General features: G+C 63.0%; 13 protein-coding genes. 7 read left to right on the forward strand and 6 right to left on the reverse strand.

Annotated features, from left to right (window positions below):
• Positions 1 to 26: 26 nt before the first annotated feature.
• The 5 genes from ACN9M3_RS08680 to ACN9M3_RS08700 are packed head-to-tail and all read right to left on the reverse strand — an operon-like array spanning position 27 to position 12,108.
• The gene (locus ACN9M3_RS08680) at positions 27 to 2,990 is read right to left on the reverse strand and encodes a DUF4982 domain-containing protein (protein ID WP_426321812.1); all 2,964 of its coding nucleotides are present in this window, start codon (positions 2,988 to 2,990) and stop codon (positions 27 to 29) included.
• On the reverse strand, positions 2,987 to 5,815 hold the full coding sequence (locus ACN9M3_RS08685) for a GDSL-type esterase/lipase family protein (protein WP_426321813.1): 2,829 nt from the start codon (positions 5,813 to 5,815) through the stop codon (positions 2,987 to 2,989). The genes ACN9M3_RS08680 and ACN9M3_RS08685 overlap by 4 nt, the downstream gene beginning before the upstream one ends.
• Positions 5,812 to 8,133 (reverse strand): glycoside hydrolase family 2 TIM barrel-domain containing protein, encoded by a 2,322-nt coding sequence (locus tag ACN9M3_RS08690; protein ID WP_426321815.1) that lies wholly within the window; start codon positions 8,131 to 8,133, stop codon positions 5,812 to 5,814. Before ACN9M3_RS08690 ends, ACN9M3_RS08685 begins: the two co-directional genes overlap by 4 nt.
• Before the next feature lie 14 nt (positions 8,134 to 8,147).
• Positions 8,148 to 10,904 (reverse strand): Tat pathway signal sequence domain protein, encoded by a 2,757-nt coding sequence (locus ACN9M3_RS08695; RefSeq protein ID WP_426321817.1) that lies wholly within the window; start codon positions 10,902 to 10,904, stop codon positions 8,148 to 8,150.
• A 1-nt stretch (position 10,905) separates the two neighbouring features.
• Positions 10,906 to 12,108, reverse strand: coding sequence for a DUF4861 family protein (locus ACN9M3_RS08700; protein ID WP_426321819.1), 1,203 nt, complete (start codon positions 12,106 to 12,108; stop codon positions 10,906 to 10,908).
• Positions 12,109 to 12,235: 127 nt separating this feature from the next.
• Here ACN9M3_RS08700 and ACN9M3_RS08705 point away from each other — a divergent pair, with 127 nt between their 5' ends.
• The 7 genes from ACN9M3_RS08705 to ACN9M3_RS08735 all read left to right on the forward strand — a co-directional run bounded on the left by ACN9M3_RS08705 (position 12,236) and on the right by ACN9M3_RS08735 (position 19,375).
• A complete protein-coding gene (locus ACN9M3_RS08705; protein ID WP_426321821.1) occupies positions 12,236 to 14,377 on the forward strand; it encodes a DUF3141 domain-containing protein in 2,142 nt (713 codons plus the stop codon).
• Positions 14,378 to 14,477: 100 nt separating this feature from the next.
• Positions 14,478 to 15,473 carry a tRNA dihydrouridine(20/20a) synthase DusA gene (dusA, locus tag ACN9M3_RS08710; protein WP_426321823.1) on the forward strand — a complete coding sequence of 332 codons (996 nt, stop codon included), beginning with the start codon at positions 14,478 to 14,480 and terminating at the stop codon, positions 15,471 to 15,473.
• 335 nt (positions 15,474 to 15,808) lie between these two features.
• On the forward strand, positions 15,809 to 17,554 hold the full coding sequence (locus ACN9M3_RS08715; RefSeq protein ID WP_426321825.1) for a methyl-accepting chemotaxis protein: 1,746 nt from the start codon (positions 15,809 to 15,811) through the stop codon (positions 17,552 to 17,554).
• Positions 17,555 to 17,604: 50 nt separating this feature from the next.
• Entirely contained in the window at positions 17,605 to 17,937 is a 333-nt protein-coding gene (locus ACN9M3_RS08720; RefSeq protein ID WP_426169904.1) for an energy transducer TonB, read from the forward strand.
• 36 nt (positions 17,938 to 17,973) lie between these two features.
• Complete coding sequence (locus ACN9M3_RS08725) at positions 17,974 to 18,306, forward strand: energy transducer TonB (protein ID WP_426172157.1); 333 nt, start codon at positions 17,974 to 17,976, stop codon at positions 18,304 to 18,306.
• A 79-nt stretch (positions 18,307 to 18,385) separates the two neighbouring features.
• Complete coding sequence (locus ACN9M3_RS08730; protein WP_426169907.1) at positions 18,386 to 18,949, forward strand: hypothetical protein; 564 nt, start codon at positions 18,386 to 18,388, stop codon at positions 18,947 to 18,949.
• A gap of 81 nt (positions 18,950 to 19,030) precedes the next feature.
• Complete coding sequence (locus tag ACN9M3_RS08735) at positions 19,031 to 19,375, forward strand: hypothetical protein (protein WP_426169910.1); 345 nt, start codon at positions 19,031 to 19,033, stop codon at positions 19,373 to 19,375.
• A gap of 214 nt (positions 19,376 to 19,589) precedes the next feature.
• On the opposite strand, the gene ACN9M3_RS08740 is transcribed toward ACN9M3_RS08735, so the two are convergent.
• A complete protein-coding gene (locus ACN9M3_RS08740) occupies positions 19,590 to 20,030 on the reverse strand; it encodes a hypothetical protein (protein ID WP_426169913.1) in 441 nt (146 codons plus the stop codon).
• Positions 20,031 to 20,077: the final 47 nt, after the last annotated feature.

Here is a 20,077-nt window from a genome sequence, read left to right on the forward strand (position 1 = left end):
AGCACTGCGGCCGCGAGCCGCAGTGCTTATTTCCTCGATTTTTCGTAGAACTCTGCCTCGATAATCGACAGCACGCCGCGTGGCGCGCGATTGGCGCCGGTATCCGGCACGGCGTTCGCGTCGACTTCGATCAATTTCAGGGCGTCGCTGTCCACCGTGGGCCCGGTCAGTTCGATTTTTACGCTGGAGCCGTGGACCGGCCGCAATGGCAAGGTGACGTAGCCCAGGCTTTTCGGCGTGTCGCCGGCAAACACTTCTTGACCATCGACCGTGATGCGGATCGGGTAGCTGCGCTCGCGCCAGCCGGACAGGCGCAGGCTGGCGGCGGTCAGCGTTGCAGGATTTTCCAGCTCATAAGCGATCCAGCGCTTGCCGGCTTCCTGGCTGCTGGTCCAGCCGGTGGTCTCGTCGTCGTCGATGGTCCTGGCGGCGGCCGCGTCGTTGCTGCCTGCCGTGGTGCTGGCCACGCCGACCGATACGCGCGACACCTTGAACGATGGACCGGCCGGCGTCGGGCCGCGTTCCAGGTAGGAGGGCAGGCCGGCAGCGGCGCTGCCGACAACCAGCCCGCCTTGCTGTGGAACCGCATGCGATTGCAGTGTGACGGCTGCTGGCTGCATTCCCTGGGCGCTGGCGCGCAGGGTGATGGCGCCGGGCCGGGTCGTGCTGCGCACCAGGACTCGGTTGACGCCGCCCTCGACGGGGAGGCTGGTCTTGAGGATGTAATTGTCCGGACCTTGCGCGATGCCGCCGCGCCATTCGGCCGGCCCTTCCAGCCTGAAGTCGACCATGTCCAGCGCGACCGGGTTGCGGCGGCCTTCGGCGTCGATGGCTTCCACTTCGAACAGGGCCATGTCTGCCCCGTCGGCGCGCATGCCGCCAGGACCGGTGACGGCTTTCAGGCGCAGCGCGACCGGCGCTCCGGCTGTGTGCAAAGTCGCCTCGGCGACCGGCCTGCCGTCGGTCGAGTAACCGATGGCTTTCAGCTCGCCCGCTTCGTAGGCCACGGAAGGGAAGGTATGCAGGAAGCCGGCGCTGCGCTGGCCCCTGCCAAGGGAGCGTCCGTTCAGCAGCAGTTCGACTTCCGCCGCGCTGGAGACGACCGTGACGTCCTTCTTTGTCGCAGGGGCGTAGTTCCAGTGACCGATGATATGGAGCCGCGGCTTCTCGACATCGACCCAGCCATCCCACATGACCTGGTGGGCAAAGTAGCCGTCCTTCGGAATGCGCATGGCGTCCACTTCACCGCTGCGGCGGTAGTTCTCCGCGCCGCGATGATGGGTATTGGTGTCCGAGAACACGATATTCACGCCGCCACTGTTGACGCGGCGGCCGGTGCCAGGACGTTCGGCGTAATAGTCGTACCAGCGCAGCACGTCCTCGATGGCGTGCGTGTCCTGGTTTCGGTTGTAGGCGCTGGCGTCTTTCCCTTTGTGCAGGGGACCATCGCCGTTCTTGTGGAAAGGCGGGGAGAAATCGTCCCAATACTTGCGCAGCGCTTCGTCGCGCGAATACTCCATCGACCAGAAAGGCTGGCGCGCACTCTTGTTCACGTAGAGCATTTCGCCGCCGTATTCGTTGAAGCGGCTGCCCAGCATGTCGCGGCTGCCGGAAGCGCGGCCGCCGTGCGGATCGAACTGGTTGCGCAGCGCTTTCATCTCCTGCATATGCTCGTCCGAAACGCCACGGTTGCCGGATTCGTAGAAGACGATGCTTGGATTGTTGCGGTTGTAGATGATGGCGTCGCGCATGAGGGCGATGCGCTGTTCCCAGCGGCGCCCCGTCACGTCGGCTTCGGAATCGCCAGCCGGCATGGCCTGCATGATGCCCAGGCGATCGAGCGATTCAACGTCCTGCTTCCACGGCGTGGTGTGCATCCAGCGCACCAGGTTGCCGTTGCCTTCGACGATCAGGCGGTTGCTGTAGTCGCTCAGCCAGGGCGGCACGGACATGCCCACCGCCGGCCATTCATTGGAGGTGCGCTGGGCGTATCCCTTGAGCTGGATTACGCGGTCGTTCAGCTTGACTACACCGAAGTCGAATTCGGTCTTGCGAAAGCCGGTGCGGGTGCGCACCGTGTCGACCGCCTTGCCGTTGACCTTGAGCGTCGTATCGACGTCGTACAGGTAGCCGTAGCCCCAGCTCCACAGGTTCAGTTGTTCGACACGACCTCCGGCGCTGACGGTGCCGGTGGCGCCGGCGGCAAGCGTCTGCACCGGGCCGTTGAAGCTGGCTACCTGCCTGCCGTCACGGTCGCGCACTTTCACCTCATAGGCGAAAGTGCGCGGCCGTCCCGTTTCATTGCGGACCTGTGATTCGGCGTGGATATTGGCCGTGCGCGCCGCGACGTTGATGCCCTTGGCATAGACATACACGCCAGTGGTGCCGAGCGACGAGTAGAGGGGCAAGGTCTGGTAAAGCTTGCCCGCCACGTGCAGGCGGACGTTCTTCGGGATGCCGCCGTAGTTGGCGTTGAAGTTCTTGTCCGACCACTGGAAGCGCTGGTTGCTGGCCTTCTCTCGATAATCCCAGGCGTTGTCCGTGCGGACGGCGATCACATTGTCGCCAGGCCGGATGGCATCGCTGATGTCGACGCCAAACGCCATCACGCCATTTTCATGCAGGATCAACTGCTTGCCATTGACATACACCTCCGCCGCCTGCCGCACGCCTTCGAACTCGAGGAAGATCTTGCCGCCGGCAGATCCGGGCGGAAGGCGGAAAGACTTGCGGTACCAGGCGATGCCGGTGGAAAGGTCGGCGATGTCCTTCTTGAAGGCGTCGTCCTCATTCCAGGCGCGCGGCAGCGTAACCGGCTTCCATGCCTGGTCGTCGAAGCCGGGCTGGCTGGCGCCGGCAGGGTCGCCCACCAGCAGGCGCCATCCGGGATTGAAGTCGTAGACGCTGCGCTGTGACGGCGCCGCCTGCGCGACAGCTGCCGCCACGCAGGCGGCCATCAGGGTAAGGCAGGGGAGTGTGCGGAATGTCATGGCTTGGCGGCGGCAATGGTGGAGAGCAGGAATTCCAGTTCGGCCGCCCACGTGGCGTAGCCTTCGGTGGTCAGGTGCAGCTTGTCGCGGCTCAGGCCTTTCCAGTTGTCGCCTTCAGGCGTGAATTTCGATGCGAGGTCGAGGTAGAGCACATTGCGCCCGTCGGCCATTGGCACCAGAAGCTTGTTGGCGGCGGCCATCTTGTCGTTGGCGCGCGCATTGGGCAGGATGCTGCACAGGACTACTTTCACGCCGGGGAATTTGTCCTGGATCGCTGCAATCACGGCGCGCACACCGGCGGCAATGTCTTCCGGCGAATCGCCAACATTATTGGTGCCGATCATGAGCACGGCAATTTTCGGCTTCAGGAAGGACAGGTCGAAGTTCTGCAGGCGCCACAGCACGTGCTGGGTTTTGTCGGCGCCAAGGCCGAAATCAAAGGCGCGGTCTTCGAAGCGCTGCTTCCAGACCGGAGCGCCCGCGCCCCAGCGCCATTGCTCGGTGATCGAATCGCCGATGAAGATCAGCTCCGCCGGCCGGCCCTTGCACAGCGCCAGGTAGTCGGCGAAATAGCTCTGGTAAGGCACGCGCGCTTCGTAATTCTGGGCGCTCGCGACCGTGGTAGCCGGTCCGGCTGCCGCGTTGAGCGCCGCGATGGCGCTGGCCGGTGCGGCGAATACGGTACCGTGGCGCATGCGCTGCAGCGTGCCCTCGTCGGGGAAGTGCATGCGATCGCTGACGTCCTCCCAGTTGACCAGGTCGCGCGAGCGCATGCCGCCATAGCGCTTGGCCTGGTAGGCGTCGTAGTAGACCAGGTATTCGCCGTTGGCCTTGATGGCGGTTGGTCCCTCGACCCAGAGGCCGGGCGGGGTGAAGGGCTTGCCGAGCGTGCCAAAGGGCCCTTGCAGGTCGGGCGCATCGGCCAGTTGAAGGTATTTGTGGGCCGGGACACTGGTTTCATCCTTCACCAGCAGCAGGTTGCGGCCGTCCGCACGCAGGAAGGTCGCGTCGATCACGCTGAAACCGGGATCGTAGAACAACCGGGTGGGCGTAAAGGTGACGAAGTCCTTCGTAGTGGTGGCGTACATGCGGTGGTTGTACTTGCCTTCCGGCGAGGCTGCCGGCGCAGGGAACTTGCCCGGCACGGTGGAAGCCCAGAACAGCAGGAACTCGCTGCGCTTTGCGTCCCACACGATTTCCGGCGCCCAGGTATTCAGAACGCCGGGTTCGTGAGCCATCACCGGCAGCTCCTTCTGCGCCGACCAGTTGACCAGGTCTTTCGAAGAGGCGTAGCCGATATTGTTTTCGTTCCAGCCGCTGGTCCAGACCATGTGGTAAGTGCCGTCCGGACCGCGCACGATGCACGGGTCGCGCATCAGTTTTGCCTTGCCCACCTTCGGCGCCAGGTAGCTGCGCCCGAAGCCGACTTTCTCCCAACGGTAGCCGTCAGTACTGCTGGCGAAGTGCAGGCCGTCTACTCCATTGCCGGTGAAATAGGCGAACAGCCAGGCGTCGCCGGCATTGGCATCGTCGCCAGGTGGCCGTTCTGTGGCCCGGTTCGGGCTGGCCGGGACGGCAAAGCGTTCGGGCGGCGCAGGATGGGCTGGGTCGATGACCGCGACATCGGAAGCGATATCGGTTTGCAGAGGAAGCCGGTTGTCGCGAATGCCCTTGATCACCAGCCTGGCCAGCTCGTAACTGCCGTAGTTATTGTGGTGGGTGTTGTCGATCTTGCCGGGAGCAGGGGAAGCAAAGGCCGCCTTCGAACCTTCAGGGCCGAGCGCTTCGTAAAACACCTTGCTCATCGCGTTCAGGTCGATGAAGGGCGTCTTCAGTTCCGTCGCGGACTGGCGCGCCGCCTCGGCATAGTCGGCGAGGGAAGGGACGATCTTGCCGCTGGCGTCGAAGTTGCGGCGCTCCATCGGCGAAATGATGACGGGCAGGCCGCCACGCTTGCGGATGGCTTGCACGTACTCGCGGATCTCTTCCTTGTAGGTAGTGAAAGGAGCGCCCTTGCCATCCTTGATCTGCTTCTGGTCGTTGTGCCCGAACTGCATCAGCACCACGTCGCCCGGATGGAGCTGGCTCAGGACCTTGTCGAGCCGGCGCCGCGCCAGCGAATCGCGGTAGGTTTCGCCCGACTCGGCATAGTTGGCGACTGCGACGCTGCCCGGCTTGAAGAAGCGGGGCAACATCTGGCCCCAGCTGCTATACGGCTCCTGCGGCTGGTCGCTGACCGTCGAATCTCCAAGCAGGAAAACCGTGCGGCCGTTTGCCGGCTCGATATCCAGCGATTGCAGCGATGGGTTGTTGCCATTGAATTCAAGCGTCAGGCGGTTATCCCAGGCCCAGGCCTCCTGCACGGTCTCGCGCGGGACTTTCAACTGGACTTCGCCGGCGGCGACATCGTTTGCTGCGGCGATGGGGGGAGTGCGGATATTGACGGCGAAAGTCTTGACCTGAGACTGGCCGGGGGCCGTCTGCACGTTCTCCAGCATCAGGCGGCGCAGCTCGGCCTTGACCGTGGTGCTGGCGGCAGCGGCGCCGCCAAGCCTGACGGTGACCTTGTAGCTGCCTTCGGGCAGGTCGACTGAAAAGTAGAACGGCTTGCCGCCGCCGGGCGCCGCACCGGGTTCGAAGCCGTAGCCGTGCGCAGCGGTGTAGGCCATATCGGGAGTAACGGCAATGACAGCGGCGCTCCTGGCGGCAACGGGGGCGTCGCCGAAAGCGAAGTGCCGGGGCTGCGGCGCAGCGGCGCTTGCAGCCTGTGCGAACGTGCCGGCGGCAAGCAGGATGGTGGCAGCAAGGCGTGGCGCGGGCATCATTTCCTCCCCGCCGCGATGCTGACGGACCCCGCTGCGATGCCCGGAGCGGAAGCCCGCAGCGTGATGGCACCGTTGGCGGCGCTGGCTTTCACTACCGCCAGGCAGCGGCCAAACTGCGGTTTGCACTGGTTGGACTGGTAGGAATCGTGGCTCGTGTTATCGCCATTATCGACGGCAGCCAACATGCCGGGACCGTCAATGCTGAAGGTGATGGCGGCCGTGGCATTCGGATGGGGGACGCCTTTGGCATCGACAACCTGCGCCCAGACGAAGGCCGCGTCGTCGAAACCATCGCCCAACTCGCTGCGGCTGGTGGTGAGCTCGATGCGCGCAGGCGCGTCGGCGGTCTGCAGCTCGTCCGAGGCCACTTCCTTGCCGCCGTTCCGCGCCACGGCGCGCAGTTTGCCGGGGGCGAACGTGACGTCCCACTGGCGCGGGGAATCGTTCTTCGGTTTGGCTTTCACGCCCAGCGAAGCGTCGTTGAGGAACAGTTCGACCTCCTCGGCATTGCTGTAGACCTGGACCTTGGCATCGTCGTAGGTATGGATGTCGGTCGGGGTCCAGTCAGCGCGCAGCGGCCCGACGCCGCCGTTATCCTGGCTGCGCACAATATGCACCACCGGCTTGCTGGACCACCAGCTGCGACGCTGCAGGCCGCGCGGCTTCCAGTTGCCGGCGCGGTCGAACAGGCCCTGGTCGTAGGTCGTCATCGGCCAATCGGCCTCGCCCAGGTAGTCGAAGCCGACCCACAGGAACTGGCCCGCCATGAAAGGATTGTCGCGCAACGCCAGCCAGGCTGAAAGGGCATGGTTGTTTTCGGTGCCGATCACCTTGCGCGCCGGCTTGACCTTGTGCGCCGCCACCAGTTCGTTCTCGCGGTAGTTCTGGCCGACGATATCCATCATTTCGGCAAAGCCGTTCTCATACACCTTGGATAGGCCGGGGCGGAACAGCGCCATGGTGACGGGGCGTGTCGGGTCCAGCTGGTGCACCAGGTCCTGCTGCTGCTTGTACTTGCGGAAGCCTTCCGGGTTGTCCAGGTTGTCGTGGATCTCGTTGCCCACGCTGTACAGGATGATGCTCGGGTGGTTGCGGTCGCGCAGAACCATGGCGCGGGTATCGGCTTCCCACCAGTCGGTGAAGAAGCGGTTGTAGCCTTGCTCGCCGTTGTGCTTTGCTTCGTTCCAGGTATCGAAGGTCTCGTCCATGACTAGGAAGCCCATCTGGTCGGCCAGGTCCAGGAATTCCGGCGCCACGGGATTGTGCGAAGTGCGGATGGCGTTGACGCCCGCCTCGCGCAGCAGCTCGAAACGGCGCCGCCACGCATCCAGCGGCACGGCAGCGCCCAGAGCGCCGGCATCATGGTGCAGGCAAACGCCTTTGATTTTGAGGTTGACGCCGTTCAGCCAGAATCCGGTATCGGCATCGAACCGGAAATCGCGGATGCCAAAGGTGCTGGTGTGCTGGTCCAGCACCGTGCCGCCATTGCGCAGCGTGGCCACGGCGCGGTACAGCTTTGGCGATTCGAGCGACCAGCGCTGCGGCGCGGCCACTGGGAGGTCCAGCGCGATGTCGGCGGAGGCGCCGGCAGCGATTTGCCGGCGCACCTCGCCGTCCTGCACCGCCTTGCCATCGGGGTCGTAGATGGTTACCTGCAGCGTGTATTCGCCGGCGGCGCTGCCGGTGTTGCGGACGTCGGAACGCAGGGCGAGCTTCGCGCCAGCGGCACTGATTTCAGGCGTGGTGACATACACGCCGCCGTCGCCGAATTGCACGGCCTCGGTGCTGACGAGCCGTACGTGCCGGTATATGCCGGCGCCAGTGTAGTAGCGCGAGGCCGGCTGGGCGGAGTTGTCGGCACGTACGGCGATGGTGTTGGACTGGCCTTTGCCGAACCTGAGGTGGGGCGTCAGGTCGTAGGCAAAGCTGCTGTAGCCGTAAGGACGCTTTCCAAGCAGTTTGCCGTTGATCCAGACTTCGCTGTTGGACATGACGCCATCGAATTCGATGCGCACGCGGCGCTTAGCTTCCGATTGGGGGAGCGTGAATGTCTTGCGGTACCAGCCGACGCCGGCGGGCAGGTAGCCGCCGCCACGGCCGCTGGGATTGGCCTGGTCGTACGGACCTTCGATGCTCCAGTCATGCGGCACAGCCAGGGTGCGCCATTTGCCGTCGTTGAAGGCCTGCTTCTCCGCCCCTTTGGCGTCCGCCTTCAGGAAACGCCAGCCGGCGTCGAAGTTGACGGTGGAACGGCCGTCGGCCAGGGCGTGGCCGGAAAGCGCAGCTGCCAGCAGCGCTGCAAGTAATCTGGTCTTCATGTCTCGTTGGCTTGTTATGATTTGGTTGGAAGCTGTGCGCCAGCGAGCGCCAGGTTCTGGATAGCCGCGAGGCCCCATTGCGCGGTGTCGTTGGTGGTCATCCATGGCACTTCGCTGACCGGCACCAGCACGTCGGGACCCTTGATCGTGGTGCAGCGCAGCGCTGGCGTGCGGCCGCTGAAGAACTCCTGCCACGCCCTGCGCGCAAGTTCCGCATCGTTGCGGCGCCAGGCCGCGTAGGCAGTCAGGCGCGAATGGCCGACCCGCAAGGCATTGGTGCCGCCATGCGGCCCGCCAAGTTCGCGTTGCTGCTCCGCAGGATTTGCGTTGTAGAGGGCGCAGTAGCGCAGCCACGCTTGCTCGAAGCGCGGCTGGTCGAGCATTGCAATCAGTTCGGCGAAGATTTCCGGCGCGCCGAAGGCGACGTTCAGGTGGCTGGCGGTGACTTTGCCGCCCTGGGTGTTGTGCAGATGGCCGCTGCTGCGGTCGTAGCCCATGGCATTGGCGCTGAAAAAGCCTTGCGGCATGGCGGCGATGTCGCGCATCCCGGCCAGCAGCATGTCGCGCCAGCGCTTGTCGCCGGTGCGCTCCCATTCCACCAGCCAGGTGCCGGCCAGCGAGCTCCAGTCGGTGCCGAAACTGGCGCGCGCCGTGTACGGTCCTTGCAGCGCGCCGGCGCGTTTGCGCAGCGGGTCGACGGCGGCCAGGCTGGCGTCGGCATCCAGCAGTTCCCGCATGATGTCGCCGATGCGTTCGTCGGCTGTCAGGTAGTAATAGTAGCGGCGGTACAGGGCCTGGCTGATACGCAGCTGCTTGGCGCTGCAGCCCCAGTGCTGCACGTTGTGGCGCGAGCCTAGGCCGGCGAAGCGGCCCAGATGGTAGGTGTCCACTTCGCTGGTGTGGCGCGCCATGGCTTCGGCCAGGCGGAAGATATCGGCTCGGCCGGTGCGAAGGAATGAGTACCAGAGCCACAGGTCGGGCGACAGTTCGGAATTGTCCCAGGCGTAGCCGCCGACGTCGTAGCGCCAGGTGTGGCGGTCGGCATCGTAGGTGTGCATGACGTCGCCGTAGTCCCAGAAGCCGTACCAGTGGCGCTGTTCGACCTCGTTGCGGTAGAAGTCGAAGCGCTTGTCCAGCTCATTTTCGAGCTCCGCGCGGGCGGGGCAGGAGCGGTCGGGCAGGTCCCACATCGGGCCAAACACGCCGGTCGCCAGGTAGCGGGCGGGCGAGACCACCAGTTGCGGCGGGGTTTGCACGGCGGCGGCCATGCGCACCATCTGCTCGCGCTGCGGCGTCGCGGCCAGCGCCCACAGCGTGATCTCGCTGCTGCGTGCCACGCCGACCGGTGTGCCGAAGCCTTTTTCGTAATCCTCGTAAGTGATCTCCAGGCCTTCCAGTTCCTGCTCGTGGGTTTCCATGCCCATGCCGTCGTGATAGAAGCGCAGGTCCATGGCCTGGGCGTCGGGAGACCACATCCACATCGTCACTTCGGCTTTTTCCGTGTGGGCGCTGCGGATGTCGAGCTGGGTGGGGTGACGCTGCCAGAAGTCGCGCAGGCCGAATACGACGCCGCCGCTGGCGCCGCCGACGTAACCGCAACCGGCGGCGCGACGGCCCCACGCGGCGTTGATCCAGCCGTGGCCAGGCTTGGTGCGCTTGCGGATCTGGAAACCGTCTGCCGACAGTTGCGACAGCGTGTAGTCGCCCCAGGCAGGGATCAGTTGCAGGCGTTCGCTGACCTGCTTGTTCATTTGCCCTAGCGGCGGCACGGGCAGGCCGGCTACCTGGGCCTGGCGGAACGCTGCGCCGGGATCGCGGCGCAAGCCAGTCAGCCCGCGCACGCCTTCACCCCACAGGCCGCCGTCCCCGCCGCTGAAGCGCACGTGCCGGTCGTGCGGGGCGTCGCGCATGGGAACTTCAAAGCGAAGGCCGATCCCGCGCAGGAAGTCCTTGTTTTCGTCTCCGTCGAACACGAAGGTGTGCATGATGCGGATGGATTCGGCGCCAGCGTAGAAGTACAGGCGCACGGTGAAGGGCAGCCAGGCGCGGTTGGCGCTGCGGTGGCGGCCTTCGATCTTCGCGACGGTGCGCAGGGGGCCGCGCTGTTCGATAGTAGTGCGTTCGATGGCGCTGGAGAAATGCTGCTGCCGGGTGGCGCCGTCGCCGGCGTCGGGCTGGTCGTCGCAGAGCGCCACCAGGCGGCACGCCTGCGCGATGGACCTGCCGTCGCGCGTGATGCTGCGGATCAGTTGCTCGCCCCTGCGCGGCAGCACGCAGCGGATGATGCCGGTGTCGATCGTGAACGCGTCCTGCGCTTCCTGCACCACGATGGCGGCGGCAGGACGGGAAGCGGGCTTGCCGGGCCGGACGCTCAGGGAGCCGCCGACGAGGAGGGAGGGCTCGGCCGGCATCGCATGGGCGGTCCACTTCAGCGAGCCGTCGGGCCAATAGGCGAGCGGCCAGCTTTGCATGGGGTGTTCACCGGCAGCGCTGGCGAGGACGAAGGTTTGCTGTTGTTTCTGTTGGCCGCGCGGCCACGGAACGGTAAAGGTCGTGCCAAGCGACAGCGCTGGAGCGGCGCCTTCGAGCCAGCGCAGGGGGACGTCGGGTTCCGAGGCAGCGGCAAGTGCCGCGGCATTCGCGGCCGTGTCGGAACTGTGCGCCGCCCCGCCGGCCCCGCTGGCATCGCCCGCACCGGCAGGGCCGGCGATGCCGGCCAGCGAAGCGAGCGCGGAGGCCTGGATAAACTGTCGTCGTGTCAGCTGCGCCATATCATTGAGCGCCCTTGTACGAGACCTTTAACGGCGACTTGATGCGCGCGGTCTCGGCGGCGATATGGCGATCCCAGTCAGCCTTGCTGGCGAACGGGCTGCCGCGCGACCATGCCGCGCCGGCGTAATAGCGCAAAGGCTTGCCTGAAACGACAGGCGCGGTGACCAGTTCATTCAGGTCGTCCTGCGCGTAACCCTCGGCGGACGGCAGGATGACGGCCACGCCAAACGCACCATTACTTTTCTGCTCGACCCACTGGCTTAGCGAGCCTGCGGCGCGTCCCGTCGTCACGACGGCCTCCTGGCCCTTGTCGGCCGGATTCCGGTTCAGCCCCAGGGCCGCCGTCAGCGAGGGAACGCCGTTGAACGTGAAAGTGCTTTCAACCTGGTCGAAATAGTGTCCCGCGTCGACGGTGAAGCGTTTTGCTTCCGAGACCTTGACGCCGGCTGCATCCCAGCTGTCGTAGGACAGTTCGAAGACTGCTCGCACCGGTCCGTTTGCCAGCACCTTCCATTTTGCATAATTGCGCGCGGTGGACAGTGTCATGCCATCCCAGATCCCGGTACCGCCGGCCCCGCGCGAGCGGCCGACGTTGTACATGTCCATGCCTTCGCCTTCGTCATGGTGATAATGGTCGTGCCCCTTGTTGTACCAGCGGTCGACGATCGGGTATTCCACGCGTTTGAACCAGATATCGAGACCGCTCGTGACCAGCACTTCCTTGCCGCTGCCCGGTTCTGCCGGCGCGCCCAGCGCTGGCCCGTAGGTGCGGTGCGCCACCTTGTCGTTCTCCCACGCGAAGTCGTCCAGGCGTTCCGGCACGTAGCGCGCAAACACCTTGGAAGGGAACGGGGGCGACACGGCGCCGCTTTTCTCGACGGTGAAGGTAGCGCTACGCTCACCAGCCGCGAAGTCGTGCTGGAAGATCAGCTCACCGTAGGCGATGCCTTTGCCCTCGGGATCTTTCGCTTCCGGCAGAACGTTGGTCACCTGGTAGGGCAAGGCCTTGCCCGACGCATCACGCACCGTGATCTTCTGCAGCAAGGCCCCGGGCAGGGCGCGATTGACTTCTGCCCATGGCACAGCGATCGTCTCGGAGGGGCGCGCCTGCGCCAGTTCATGGCTGGCAGTGATGGTGAGGCGTTCGGCGGCATGCGCGCTGCCGGCAGCGGCGAGAATAAGGAACAGTGCTTTGGCGCGCATGGTAGGCTGTGTTAAGGTTGATGTGATCACAATAGTGTTCCGAGTATTGGATTTCGCGCAGGGAGTGTCAACGGAGCAGGGCATAGTAATCATGTAAATGATCAGATACACGCTGAGGGAGAATTGCATGGCCGACCAAACCAACCTTGCAGCGCAAGCAGTGGAGTACTGGACCGACGCCTGGCAGCGTTCGATCCTCTTCATGGACGTGCTGTATCGCCGCGGGACCGAGCGCAATGCGCGCGAACGCGAGACCGCGCCGCATGTGCTCAATTTCGAATTCGAGACCGTTATCGATGGCCGTACGCTTCCGCGGCCGGTGAATTATTCGCTGATGCGGATCATCCCGCCTGAGGGCGTGGAGATCGACGAGAGCAAGCGACCCTTCATCGTCGTTGATCCGCGCGCCGGGCATGGCCCGGGCATCGGCGGAATGAAGCAGGACAGCGAAATCGGCGTCGTCCTGAAGGCGGGCAATCCCTGCTATTTCATCGGCTTCCTGCCGGCGCCCGTGCCGGGGCAGACCATCGAGGACGTCTGCCATGCGGAAGCGCAGTTCATCGAGCAGGTGGCCTACCTGCATCCGCAGGCGGAAGGCAAGCCGGCCCTGATCGGCAACTGCCAGGCCGGCTGGCAGATCATGATGACTGCGGCGTTGCATCCCGAGCTGGCTGGGCCTCTGGTGCTGGCCGGCGCGCCCTTGTCTTACTGGGCTGGCGTGCGCGGCAAGAATCCCCTGCGCTACCTGGGCGGGCTGACCGGCGGCACCTGGATGACGTCCCTGGCGGGCGACCTTGGCAACGGCAAGTTCGATGGCGCCCACCTGGTCAGCAACTTCGAAAACATGAACCCTTCCAATACCTACTGGAAGAAGGGCTACCACGTGTATGCCAATGTGGACACCGAGGAGAAGCGCTTCCTCGAGTTCGAGCGCTGGTGGGGCAATCCGGTGCTGCTGAACGCGGAGGAAATCCAGTTCATCACCGACAACCTGTTCGTCGGCAACCGACTGAGCAACGGCACCATCCACGACACGGCCGGGCGCCGCATCGACCTGCGCAATATCCGCTCACCGATTGTAGTGTTCTGCTCCTGGGGCGACGACATCACGCCGCCGCAGCAGGCGCTGGGCTGGCTGCTTGACCTGTATGAAGACGATGCGGCGCTGGTGGCTGGCGGGCAGACCGTGGTGTACACATTGCACGAATCGATCGGGCACCTTGGCATCTTCGTGTCGGCTTCCGTCGCCAACAAGGAGCACGATGAATTCGCGCGCTCGATGGACTTGATCGACGTGCTGCCGCCGGGGCTTTACGAAGCGGTCTTTATCGACAAGGCCGGTGACGGCGTGCACAGCCCCGAGCTGGCAGCGGGTAATTACGTTGTACGCTTTGAAAGGCGCGACTTGAACGAGTTGCGCGCGCTCGGCGGCAACGACGATGAAGATGAACGCCGCTTTGCCGCGGTGGCGCGGCTGTCAGAAATCAACCAGGGGCTGTATCGCACTTTCGTCAGCCCGTTCGTGCAGGCCGCAACCAATGAGCAGTCGGCAGAGTGGATGCGGCGCATGCATCCCTACCGCATGCGCTACGAGCTGTTCTCCGACATGAATCCTTTCCTGGGCGGGATCAGCGCCCTGGCCGAGCAGGTGCGCGGGCAGCGCAAGCCCGTTGCGCCGGATAACTTCTTCCTGAAGATGCAGGAGGCGGCTTCCGAGCAGATCGTGGCGGCGTTGGATCAGTACCAGGTGATGCGCGACCAGTCGGTGGAGCAGTTCTTCCTGTCCACGTATGGCCAGCCGCTGCTGCAGACGCTACTGGGCTTGCGCGCCGATTCGGCCAATATCCGCCGCCGCATCGGGCGCGATATTGCGCGCGAGTCGGTGGTGGCCGCGCGCCGCACCGAAGCGGCCAAGCGCCTGGCGAGTGGAGGCGAAAGGGAGGCGGTGGTACGGTCGATCCTGTATATCGCCCGTAGTCCCGAAGTGCGCGTGGCCGACGAACGGGCCTTTGGCGTGCTGCGTGAACTGCGCACACTGCTGCCGGCGAAGGAGCGCGTATCGCTGGCCCGCTTCAAGGAAGTGGTGCAGGAACAGAACATGATCCTGCAACTGGATGAAGAGCGCGCCATGTCGGCGGTGCCAAAGCTGCTGGCCGACGTCGACCGCAAGCGCGCGCTGGAAGGCATCCGCCAGATCATGACCGCCTCCGGCGCCCTGTCAGGCGAAGCGGCCCGCCGCATGTCCCGCGTCGAAGAACTCTTCGCTTGAAAGTCGGGGTCAGGTCTGGCAATCCGCCAAAATGGCGGATTGCCAGACCTGACCCCGACTTTCGCTATAATATGCGGCCCTTCTTGTTGACCTTTGCATTATGACCACCCCGATCGCCCCCAAGCCTTCCCGCCGCCTGTCCGTGGCGCCGATGATGGATTGGACCGACCGCCATTGCCGTCATTTCCATCGCCTGATCTCGCAGTACACCTGGCTGTACACGGAGATGGTGACGACCGGGGCATTGGTGTACGGCGATGTTGAGCGCCACCTGCGCTTCAATGAGGAGGAGCATCCGGTGGCGCTGCAGCTTGGCGGCTCCGATCCGAAGGATCTTGCCATTTCCGCCAAACTGGGCGAGAAGTGGGGTTACGATGAAATCAACCTGAATTGCGGCTGCCCGTCGCCGCGGGTGCAAAAGGGGGCCTTCGGCGCCTGCCTGATGACCGAGCCGCAGCTGGTGCGCGATTGCGTCAAGGCGATGAAGGATGCGGTCGACATCGAGGTCACCGTCAAGCACCGCATCGGCATCGACCATGAGGAAAGCTACGACTTCGTGCGCGATTTCGTCGGTACCGTGGCGGAAGCCGGCTGCACGACCTTCGTGGTGCATGCGCGTAACGCTATCCTGAAGGGCTTGTCGCCCAAGGAAAACCGCGAGATTCCGCCGCTGAAGTACGAATACGCCTACCAGCTCAAAAAAGACTTCCCCCAGTTCGAGATCCTGATCAACGGCGGCATCAAGACCCTCGAAGAAATCGATACCCACCTGCAGCACGTGGATGGCGTCATGCTGGGCCGCGAGGCTTACCATAACCCTTACCTGATGGCTGCCTTCGACCAGCGCTACTACGGGGCGAGCGAGCCGCCGCGCAGCCGCCAGCAGGTGCTCGAGGCGATGATGCCGTATATCGAGGAGCAGCTTGCGAAAGAGGGCGGCAAGGGCTTGAAGATCAACACCATCACCCGTCATATGCTGGGCCTGGCCCAGGGTTTGCAGGGCGCGCGCCAGTATCGCCAGACCTTGTCCGATGCCAGCAAACTCGCGGCAGGCGATCCGGCAATCCTGCTCGACGCTTTCAGTCGAACCAAGTAAACGCGAGTTGTCCTGCGCATTCACTTCCGATTTGCGCTGCTGCTGAGCTGTTTCTCCGAAGGAAGTTCAATTGCCAACAGGGTAAGCAAAATTTGCTTGCCCTGTGGAAACCTCACGTCTATAATTTCCTTGATACACACTTGCAATTTGCGGTTCCTACCGCGTTTTTGGGATGAAATACGACAGGTTTCATCCCGCGGCGATAGCGGTCTTTGCATTCGCAGTCATAGTTTGCTACTGTCGATACTTGCGTAGCAGCAAGGGTCAGTGGATGTGGTTAATGTTTCACTAAAGCATCCTTCAGGCAATCGAAAATCTTCTAATTAAGAGCCGAAATGAATTTGAGCAAAATGAAAGTAGGGGCCCGCCTCGCCCTCGGATTTTTCCTGGTACTGGCGTTTCTCGTCATTATCACCATCGTCGGCATCTGGCGCATGGCTCAGATTCAGGACCGCCTGGATCATGTGGTGAGTGTGAATGCTGTGGCTACCCGGCTGGTGGTCGACATGCGTAACAACGTTGAAAACGTCAGCGACCTGAAGATCCTGACGCTGATGTCCGAACCTTCCGACATGGAGCCGGAACTGGCCCGCATCAACAAAGAGCTGAAGGATTACCAGGACGCCGATGCCAAGCTGAGCGCCCTCTACGCCAAGGATGCCACGCCAGAAGAAAAAGCACTGCTGACGCAAGTGAAGGCGCAGGAAGCGCTGGTGCTGCCTGCCGTGAAGAAGGCATCCGAACTGTGGCTGGCCAATGATGCCCTGGCCGCAACCAAGATCTACCTGAAGGAAATCAAGCCGGCGCAGAAGAAGTGGACCGAAGCATTGGTCCAACTGGCTTCGCTGGAAGACAAGATCAACGAAGAAATGAAAGTGGAAGCCGCTGAAGGCTTCTCGTCGGCACGCCTGTTCATGATCGTGGCAGGCCTGGCCGCCACGGTAGTGTCGATCTTCGCAGCCTGGGTCATCACCCGCGGCCTGCTGAAGCAACTGGGCGGCGAGCCTGACTACACGGCGTCGATCGCTGGCGCCATCGCCAATGGCGACCTGTCGGTGCAGATCGACACCTCGTCCACCGACAAGGATTCGCTGCTGGTCGAAATCAAGGAAATGCGCGACAGCCTGGTGGATATCGTTGGCCAGGTGCGCCAGGGTACCGAAACCATCGGCACCGCTTCGCGCGAAATCGCTGCCGGCAATATCGACCTGTCGTCGCGTACCGAAATGCAGGCTTCGTCGCTGGAGAAGACTGCTTCCGCGATGGAAGAACTGACCTCCACCGTGAAGCAGAATGCCGACAACGCCCGCGAAGCCAACCAGCTGGCAGCATCGGCTTCCGACGTGGCGCTGAAAGGCGGCCAGGTGGTATCGCAAGTGGTCGAGACCATGAGCTCGATCAATGCTTCCGCCAACAAGATCGTCGACATCATCGGCGTGATCGACGGTATCGCCTTCCAGACCAATATCCTGGCGCTGAACGCCGCTGTCGAAGCAGCGCGTGCCGGTGAACAGGGCCGCGGCTTCGCCGTGGTGGCATCGGAAGTGCGCAACCTGGCCCAGCGTTCCGCTGGCGCCGCGAAAGAAATCAAGTCCCTGATCGGCGACTCGGTCGAGAAAGTGGAACGTGGTTCGAAACTGGTCGGCCAGGCTGGCGTGACCATGGATGAAGTGGTTGCTTCCGTGCGCCGCGTCACCGACATCATGAGCGAAATCGCCAGCGCTTCGCAGGAACAGAGCGCCGGCATCGAGCAGGTGAACCAGTCCATCATCGAGATGGATGCCATGACCCAGCAGAACGCTGCGCTGGTGGAAGAAGCTGCTGCCGCTGCGCAGTCGCTGCAAGACCAGGCTGGCGAGCTGTCGCGCGTGGTGTCGATCTTCAAGCTGGACGCTGAAACCGAATTTGCGCTGACCGCCGCCAAGCCGGCCGTCACCCAGACCGCTGTTGCCGTGGTGCCGAAGGCTCCGGCGAAACGCGCGGCTCCCGCCAAGCCGGGCGAGCGGCATGCCGCGAGCGCGCCAGTACCGAAGAAAGTGGTGGCCGCCACCGCCGGCAGCGACGAATGGGAAGAATTCTAATAATCGGGGACACACCCGCAGTCTTTTATAAATTTTGATTGGGATTTGAAATGAACAAGCGTCTGATTGGTTTTATCGCAGCATCCATCGTTTCCGTTTCCGCATTCGCGGGCGAAACCCCAGCAGTATTCGATGCCAAGAACTGCAAGGCTGAATACCCGAAAGCTTCCTTGATGAACGAGGAACAGGGCCAGGTCACCATGTCCTTCCTGATCTCGGCTTCGGGCGAGGTGATGGATTCCAAAGTGGATAAATCCAGCGGCTTCAAGAACCTGGACAAGGCGGCAGTCAAGGCCATTACCGCTTGCAAATTCAAACCAGGCACCAAGGACGGCGCCGTAGCCCAGACCTGGACCAAGGTCGACTACGTCTGGTCCCTGTAAATCATTTCTTTTCTCATTCGGTAGGGGAACATCATGATGACCAAGTTGAGTGTTATCACTGCAGCGCTCGCAATGGGCGCATCGGCCTTCGCGGCCGAAGTACCAGCATCGTTCGATGCCAAGAATTGCAAGGCTGAGTATCCAAAAGCGTCCCTGATGAATGAAGAGCAGGGCACCGTGAGCATGTCCTTCCTGGTTGCCGCCAACGGCGACGTCAAGGATTCCAAGCTGGACAAGTCATCCGGCTTCAAGAACCTGGACAAGGCTGCAATGAAGGCGCTGAGCGCCTGCAAGTTCAAGCCGGGCACCAAGGACGGTGCGCCGGCCGAGACCTGGACCAAGGTGGACTACGCCTGGAAGCTCGACTGACCGGTGTTCCTGTACAAGAAAACGGCCCCTCGTGGGCCGTTTTTTGTTAATCTGCGGGTATTACGTCTGGATAGCCCGTATGAAAGTTCTGTTTCTCGTTCCACTAGCCGGCATTTTGCTATCCGGTTGCGCCATGTGGCGCGACCCGAATGACCCGGTGCGCAACAAGCAGTATGTTGTTGTCGTCAATTCCATGACCTGGCCGAATGCGGCGAGCGGCAAGCTGGACGGTACTCGCACCGCCTGGCAGCTCCAGGAATTGAGTAATAACGAGGAAATCTTCCCCTTGGCCCAGCTCAAACATTGCCCGGATGCCCTGCCTTGCGCCTGGGGCGTGCTGCTTGCCTCGCGCAACGTCACGCGCTACGCCTTCGAGCGCGGCGGCATTACGCTCGACTTGGGGCTGAACGTCGACGTGCACCGCCGCCAGCAAGACCGCCGCCGCAACTTCCATACATCGATCGCGGTGCCGGCCGACGTGCCGGCCCTGAGCTACCAGCACGTGTTGCAGGAGACGGTATCCCTGCCGTATGGCAAGGTGTACCGGGTCGACATGGATTATGGGATCACTTACCGGCTATGTGCCCAGCGCGTCGATGCGGCGGGCAAGGCGGTCGACAATTGCGACATCCCGTATATTTGAGTTGCCCGCGGTAAGCATTTGTAAAACCTGCGACATGCGCGCGATTTTTCCCTATAGTTGAATCCTGGGAAGGAGAATGCCATGAAAACCTTGATGATCTTGCCGGTGCTGGCCCTGGGCCTGGCCGGTTGCGCCACCCAACAGCCGGTGCGCTATGCCTCCAGCAATCCATATGAATGGCGGACGGTTTCGGTGACGCCGGTGCCGAACGGTACCGCTGCGCGTTCCGGTTCGCAGGTGACCTATTCGAGCGAGCCGGTGTATGTTGAACAGCAGCCTGTGTATGTTGCGCCGCAGCCAGTCTATGTGGCGCCTGCGCCTTACTATGCGCCAGCGCCGGTGTATGCTTACCCGCCGGTGACAATTGGCTTTGACTTCCTGTTCACCAACCGCCATCGCCACGGCTATCGTGGCCGTCGCTGGTAATCAGTGGAAGAAGAGGGGGATGTGCGTCAGCACGTCCGCCGAGCACAGCAGCCAGGTTGCAGAGGCCACCAGGCTAAGCAGCACAGCGCTGCTGGCAAATGGATGGTGGGACATGGGATGCTCCTGCCTAAGATTATGATCTCATCTTAATCAAGTGCAAACAAAAAAGGCATCGGAGAGCTGCCGATGCCTTTGTAGGACTATTGCTCGTCCGCTATTTTTTACCCCATAACACGACAGGCGCCTCCGGCGCGGTATCCAGGGCGTTGGACAGGTTCAGCCAGTCGTTCAGGCGGTCCGGCTCCTTCAGCGTAATGCCGGCGCCGTCGATATAGCCAACCTGCTCCAGGAACCGGGCATCCATCTTGGCTTTGGAAACGGTCGGCGCCACGGCGACCATGCGATCGTATGCCTTGCGCGCCTTGTTTTCCCATTTGTGCAGGGAGGATTCGTCAAAGCGGTTGGCTTCGAAGTAGATGGTGAGCGAACCGTCCGGGTTGCCAAAGCCGACAATGCCGGCCCCCTTGCGGATGGTGGTGGAATTGGCGAGGTCGAACAGGTCGGTCGGGACGAACACGCCGGCGCGCCCGCCAATGGCAGGCAGGCCAACCGGGGTGTCCTTGCTGTAAGTGGATAGTTCTTTCAACTCAGACATGACTTCTTCCATATTTGCAACGTTCTCTGAGTCGATATTCTATCCCC

This window comes from Pseudoduganella sp. R-43, from assembly GCF_049913255.1.
Classification (GTDB): Bacteria; Pseudomonadota; Gammaproteobacteria; order Burkholderiales; family Burkholderiaceae_D; genus Rugamonas.

Bases quoted from the DNA above. Each gene is read 5' to 3' on its own strand.
- ACN9M3_RS08680 (WP_426321812.1), bottom strand. From the start codon at position 2,990: ATGACATTCCGCACACTCCCCTGCCTTACCCTGATGGCCGCCTGCGTG.
- ACN9M3_RS08685 (WP_426321813.1), bottom strand. From the start codon at position 5,815: ATGATGCCCGCGCCACGCCTTGCTGCCACCATCCTGCTTGCCGCCGGC.
- ACN9M3_RS08690 (WP_426321815.1), bottom strand. From the start codon at position 8,133: ATGAAGACCAGATTACTTGCAGCGCTGCTGGCAGCTGCGCTTTCCGGC.
- ACN9M3_RS08695 (WP_426321817.1), bottom strand. From the start codon at position 10,904: ATGGCGCAGCTGACACGACGACAGTTTATCCAGGCCTCCGCGCTCGCT.
- ACN9M3_RS08700 (WP_426321819.1), bottom strand. From the start codon at position 12,108: ATGCGCGCCAAAGCACTGTTCCTTATTCTCGCCGCTGCCGGCAGCGCG.
- ACN9M3_RS08705 (WP_426321821.1), top strand. From the start codon at position 12,236: ATGGCCGACCAAACCAACCTTGCAGCGCAAGCAGTGGAGTACTGGACC.
- dusA (WP_426321823.1), top strand. From the start codon at position 14,478: ATGACCACCCCGATCGCCCCCAAGCCTTCCCGCCGCCTGTCCGTGGCG.
- ACN9M3_RS08715 (WP_426321825.1), top strand. From the start codon at position 15,809: ATGAATTTGAGCAAAATGAAAGTAGGGGCCCGCCTCGCCCTCGGATTT.
- ACN9M3_RS08720 (WP_426169904.1), top strand. From the start codon at position 17,605: ATGAACAAGCGTCTGATTGGTTTTATCGCAGCATCCATCGTTTCCGTT.
- ACN9M3_RS08725 (WP_426172157.1), top strand. From the start codon at position 17,974: ATGACCAAGTTGAGTGTTATCACTGCAGCGCTCGCAATGGGCGCATCG.
- ACN9M3_RS08730 (WP_426169907.1), top strand. From the start codon at position 18,386: ATGAAAGTTCTGTTTCTCGTTCCACTAGCCGGCATTTTGCTATCCGGT.
- ACN9M3_RS08735 (WP_426169910.1), top strand. From the start codon at position 19,031: ATGAAAACCTTGATGATCTTGCCGGTGCTGGCCCTGGGCCTGGCCGGT.
- ACN9M3_RS08740 (WP_426169913.1), bottom strand. From the start codon at position 20,030: ATGTCTGAGTTGAAAGAACTATCCACTTACAGCAAGGACACCCCGGTT.